Source organism: Streptomyces sp. NRRL S-495, from assembly GCF_000966955.1.
GTDB lineage: Bacteria > Actinomycetota > Actinomycetes > Streptomycetales > Streptomycetaceae > Kitasatospora > Kitasatospora purpeofusca.
The window spans coordinates 1-5,434 of the sequence record NZ_JZWY01000729.1 but is presented as its reverse complement, the minus strand read 5'-3'; the positions used below and the strand labels follow the sequence as shown (position 1 = coordinate 5,434).

General features: G+C 75.2%; 3 protein-coding genes. All 3 read right to left on the bottom strand.

Features of this window, described 5'->3' with window-relative positions; translation table 11 throughout:
- Window positions 1–280: 280 nt before the first annotated feature.
- The 3 genes from VR45_RS32070 to VR45_RS32060 all read right to left on the bottom strand — a co-directional run bounded on the left by VR45_RS32070 (window position 281) and on the right by VR45_RS32060 (window position 5,274).
- Window positions 281–2,494, bottom strand: coding sequence for an acyltransferase family protein (locus tag VR45_RS32070; RefSeq protein ID WP_052709531.1), 2,214 nt, complete (start codon window positions 2,492–2,494; stop codon window positions 281–283).
- Window positions 2,495–2,639: 145 nt separating this feature from the next.
- A complete protein-coding gene (locus VR45_RS32065; protein WP_353612734.1) occupies window positions 2,640–4,511 on the bottom strand; it encodes a cellulose synthase catalytic subunit in 1,872 nt (623 codons plus the stop codon).
- A gap of 187 nt (window positions 4,512–4,698) precedes the next feature.
- Entirely contained in the window at window positions 4,699–5,274 is a 576-nt protein-coding gene (locus VR45_RS32060; RefSeq protein WP_234326369.1) for a GNAT family N-acetyltransferase, read from the bottom strand.
- Window positions 5,275–5,434: the final 160 nt, after the last annotated feature.

Here is a 5,434-nt window from a genome sequence, read left to right as displayed (position 1 = left end):
GGGGGGGGGGGGGGGGGGGGCGGGCGGCGGCACGATCTGCGACCAGGCCGAGCACTTCGGCCGCTGGCCGGCCGGCTCCGAGCAGGCCCGCCTCTGCCGGGGCATCTACGGCTGAGGCGGGACCGGGACCGGGATGGGAAGCAGACCGGGATCGGGACCGGCGCGCAACGGTCCGGCAGGACGACGAAGGCCGCCCGCCCACCGGAAGCGGTGGGCGGGCGGCCGGGCGTCGGGAGACGGTTACGGGAAACGGTGCCAGGAAACAGTGCCGGGCCGGGTGTCAGGAGACGGCGCCGGGGCCGAGCAGGGCGTGGTCCAGGCGCGGGGCGAGGACCCGGGCCAGGGTGTCGGTGATGTGGCCGGTGTCGCGGTAGAGGATCACGCCCTCCAGGACAGCCGGGCAGTCCGGGCCGGGGCCGGGGCAGAGCAGCGGGCCGAGGTCCAGGGCCCGGACCCGGTAGCGCTCGGCGAGGCCGCCGTCGAGCAGCGGGTCGCGTTCGAAGGCCGTCCCGCGTGGGAAGAAGCAGGCGTCCGAGCGGCCGTCGGAGCCGGCCAGGCAGGTCGGGATGTCCTTGCCGGGCATCGGGGTGTCGCCCAGGTAGGCGAGCGGCGCGCCGAGGGCGGTGAGGCGGTCGAGGGTGCGGGTCCAGCCCTCGGTGCGCTCGTCCTGGCCGCCGTACCGGTTGAGGCCCGCCATCAGCACCAGCCGGGGCTTGGGACCGGAGGTGAGCCGGGTGAAGGTGTTCTCCCGCCAGCGGTCGCACTCCTCGAAGGTGCGGCCGAGCACGTTGTTGCGCACCGTCAGGGTGGCCAGCGGGCAGCCCGGCTTGACCAGCACCTCCAGCGCCCACTGCCGCTGCTCGGCCATCGCCAGGGCGGCGGAGATCCACTGACCGGCGTGCGAGTCGCCGATGAGCACGATCCGGTCGGGGCTGGACTCCGCGCCGAACAAGCAGCGCGGGCTGGCCTCGGCGCCGAGCGGGATCTCGCAGCCCTTGCCGGGCGGGAAGTCCTCGCGGGCCCGGGCGAGCGAGGGGGTGAGCGTCAGCACCCGGGTGCCGGGGGCGAGGAGGCCGGGGCCGTCCACCGCCCCGGCCGGGGCGACGGCCGCGCGGTCGGGGTCGCCGAGCGCGCGGACCGTGCCGCCGCCCAGGGTGAGGCCGGCGATCAGCGGGATGACCAGGGCGCTGGCACCGACGGCGAGGCCGCGGCGCGGGGCCGGGCTGCTGCCGTACCGCAGCGGCTGTTCGACCAGCCGCAGGGTGAGCCAGGCCGGGACGGCGGCGGCCGCGGTGAGGGCCACCAGCGTGGTCCAGGGCAGGGCGCCCCAGCGGGCCTGGGCGATGGTCAGCACCGGCCAGTGCCACAGGTACCAGGCGTAGGAGAGGCGCCCGGCGGCGCGCAGCGGACGGGTGGCGAGCAGTCGGCCGGCGTCACCGGCGGCGAGCGCGCGGTGCGCGGGGCCTGCCAGCAGCACGGCGGCGGTGCCGAGCACGGGCAGCAGGGCGGCCGCGCCGGGGAAGGGCGTGTCGCGGTCGTACCGGAGGACGGCGGTGAGGAGCGCGGCGGCGCCGGCCCAGCCGAGGACGCGCAGCAGCCCGCCGCCGAGGCGGGCACCGGGGCCGCCGCGGGCGAGCCGGGTGGTCAGGGCCGGTGCGGCGAGGGCGACGCAGCCGCCGACGGCGAATTCCCAGAGGCGGCTCGCGGTGGAGAAGTAGCCGAGCGGCGCGGAGCCGGCCGTCCAGCGGACGCAGAGGAACAGCGAGACGCCGCCGACGGCGAGGGTGGTCAGGGTGGCGGCGGTGACGGTGCGGCGGCGGTGTCCGGCGAACAGTCGGGCGAGGCCGAGCAGCAGGACGCCCCAGAGCAGGTAGAACTGGTTCTCCACCCCCAGCGACCAGAAGTGCTGGAGCGGACTGGGGTCGTGTTCGGCGGCCAGGTAGTCGGTCTGCTGGCCGACGAAGCGCCAGTTGGAGAACTGTCCGGCGGCGGCGATCAGGTCCCGGGCGAGGTCGGTGCCGCGCAGCGGGTCGAGCAGGGCGCCGCCGGCCAGCGCGGTGGCGACCAGGACCACGGCGGCGGCGGGCAGGATGCGGCGGGCGCGGCGGGCGGCGAAGTCCCACAGGCCCAGGGGGCGGGCGAGGAGGAGCCCGGTGATCAGGAAGCCGGAGACGACGAAGAAGACGTCGACGCCGACGTAGCCGCCGGTGAGGCCGGGGACGGCCGCGTGGAAGGCGAGTACGGAGAGCACGGCGACGCCGCGCAGGCCCTCGATGTCGGGGCGGAAGGCGGCCCTCGGCCGCGCTTCGGCGGCGGCGGGTCCGGCGGTGGTGGGTCCGGCCGCGTCAGGCCGGGCGGCACCGGCACGAGCGGTGGTGGGCTCGGCGGCACCGGCACGAGCGGCGACAGGTTCGGCGGTGGACGAGGAGGAGAGGATGTCGGTCGGGACGAGGGCGCGCGACGGCTCGGCGCCTGGTGGTACGGCCGTGGGCACGGCGAAGCTCCTTGCAGGGGCTGGCAGCGGTGGTCGGGGGCCGGCGGGCCGATGGGGCGGCCGGCCGGCAGTCCGCGCCGGTGGGGCGACGCGCAAGGAAGGGTGAAGCGTAACGATCGGGGGAGGAAGCAGAACTGGCGGAACGTCAGAACATCAGCGGGTCGGCCCAGCCGGACGCCAGCAGGCCGCAGAGCAGCAGCACCGCGGTGACGGCGACGGCCTCGGCGGGCCCGAAGCGCAGGTCGGACGCACGGTCGGACCGCCGGTTGCCCTGACGGTCGGACGGCCGGGCGAGGTCCGCGACGGTGGCGCCGTTGCCACCGCGGACCAGCGGCCAGAGCGCGCCGATCAGCGGAACGACCGTGTAGGTGGTGAGCGCGAGCAGTCCGGCGAGCGCCCAGAAGGGCTGCCAGCCGTAGGAGTTGACGGCGCGGACGAGTCCGACCACGCCCGCGACGACCACCAGGCCGAGCCAGCCGACGCCGATCCGGGCGACGGTACGGGCCAGCGCGGTGCCGCCGGAGACGGCGCCGGTGGGCACCCAGTCGGCGCTGCGGCGGCGCAGCGCGTGCGCGATGGCCACCACATGGCAGAGCCCGCCCAGGAGTTGGACCCGGGTGACCTCGAAGCGCCAGTGGGTGCGGGACATCGCGGGGAGCAGGACGAGCGCGACCCAGATCGGCGGCAGGAACGGCAGTACCTGCCAGGGGGCGATCTCGTCGGGGCGGAAGAACAGCATGATCAGGGCCGGCAGCGGCACGGCGAAGACGTTCACCGCACTGGTGAGGTAGCCGAGGATGCCGTTCCAGAAGCAGAGCCGGGCCGAGCGGGGCAGCGGGCCGCGCCGGAAGTCGGGATCCCCGACCAGGGCCAGCGAGCCGAGGCACCAGCGGTACTGCTGGCTGATGAAGGCGGGCAGGCCGGTGGGCGACATGCCCTTGGCGAGCAGCGCGGGCACGTACCGGGTGGTCCACCCGGCGCGGGCGAGCGAGAGGCCGGTGTAGAGGTCCTCGCTGTGGTCGATCTCGGCGAAGCCGCCGACGCGTTCGAGTGCGGCGCGCCGGTAGAGCGCGTTGGTGCCGCAGCAGACGGTGCCGTCCTGGGCGTCCCGGGAGGGCTGGATCCAGCGGTAGAAGATCTCCTGGGTGGCGCCGGCCGCGCGTTCGAGCCAGGACATCCCGGCATCGGTGTCGAAGCACTGCGGGCTCTGAACGATGCCGATGTCCGGATCGTCGAGGTACGGCACCAGGTGGTGCAGGAAGTCCGGGCGCGGGCAGAAGTCCGCGTCGAGGACGGCGATGATGTCGCCGGTGCCCTCGACCAGGCCGTGGTTGAGGTTGCCGGCCTTCTTGAAGCGGCCCCGGTCGGGGCGGCTGCGGTACTCGAAGCCGTAGGACTCGGCGAGTTCACGCACCTCGGGCCGGGCGGCGTCGTCGAGGACCAGGACGGTCAGCTCGCCGGGCCACCGGACGGCGGCGGTGTGTCGGTAGGCGTTGTCCAGGACGGCGAGCGGTTCGCCGGCGGTGGGCAGCAGGAGGTCGACGCCCGGGTGCCGGACGGGGCGCCAGGCCCGGACCAGCAGGTCGTGCGAGTCGCGGGTGAAGCGGCGGGAGCGCTGTCCGTCGACGACGGAGAGCAGCCAGGTCGCGGCGTTGAGCACGGTGAGGGCGAGGAACGGCCAGAGCAGCGGGCGGCTGAGCGCGAACAGGCCGAGTGTCGCGGTGGCGCCGGCGTAGGAGAGGGTGGCGCAAAGCAGCACCCAGCGGCGCTGCGGGCCGAAGTACCAGTAGAGCTCCTCGTCGTCGGGCGGACTCGGCAGGCGCGACAGGTCGTCGTCGGCGCGTATGTCGGCGCGTATGTCGGGACGGATACCGGGACGCGTGTCGGTACGGGTGCCGGGACGCGTGCCGGGAGACGCCCCGGGACGGTCGGCGAGCTGGCTGTCATGACGGCTTTCGGGCCCGCCGTCGGGTATTCGGTACCCGGGGTGGTGCGGTTCCCGGTCGGGCGCTGACACGGCGTTGCCATGGTGTGCGGGCATGCGGAATGGCCCCCCTGAGCTGGGACGGAACGTGGCCTTTCGCCGGTCAGCCTCTCACGTTGGTCTGGACCAATCGATCATCGGGCCGGACGGTCGGGCATCGCCCCAGGTCAGGGAGTTGACATAACGTCAGATTCGTACACCACCTGACGCCGTGTCACCACTACCGGACGGTAATCTCCTTGGTCAGCTTCTCGAACCGCAGGTCGGGGCGGAGCGGGATGCCGAAGCGCTCGTCGCCGTACGGGAACGGCGAGTAGTCGCCGGTGCGCCGGAAGCCCCGGCGCTCGTACCAGGCGATCAGCTCCGAGCGCTGCTCGATCACCGTCATCTCCATCTCGACCACCCCCCACTCCTCGGCCGCGTACCGCTCGGCCCGCGCGAGCACGGCCCGGCCGAGGCCGCCGCCCTGACGGCCGGGGCGCACCGAGAACATGCCGAAGTAGGCGCGCCCGCCCCGGCGTTCCAACTGGCAGCAGGCCAGCAGCTCGCCGTCCAGCTCGGCGAGCAGCACCACGCCGTCGGCGTGGGTGACGGCCGCGGTGACGCCCTCGGTGTCGGTGCGCTGCCCGGCCAGCAGGTCGGCCTCGGTGGTCCAGCCCGCCCGGCTGGTGTCGCCCCGGTAGGCGGACTCGACCAGGTCCAGCAGGGCGGGCACATCGGCGGAGGTCGCGGCGCGGAAGGCCAGCCGGTCGGTGCCGGCGGCCTCGGGGGCCGCGCCGGTGCTGCTCTCGGGCACGGGGTCCTCATCTCTGGCGGGCCCGGACCGTGCTGGCCCGGGCGGGGAGGCGGCGGCCGTTCGGCCGATCCCTCGCATCGTGCCACAGCCGCCCCCGCCCCCCACCTGCGCGGACTGCCCGCCCCAGCCGACCACCGCCCGCCCCCGGCCGATCACCCCG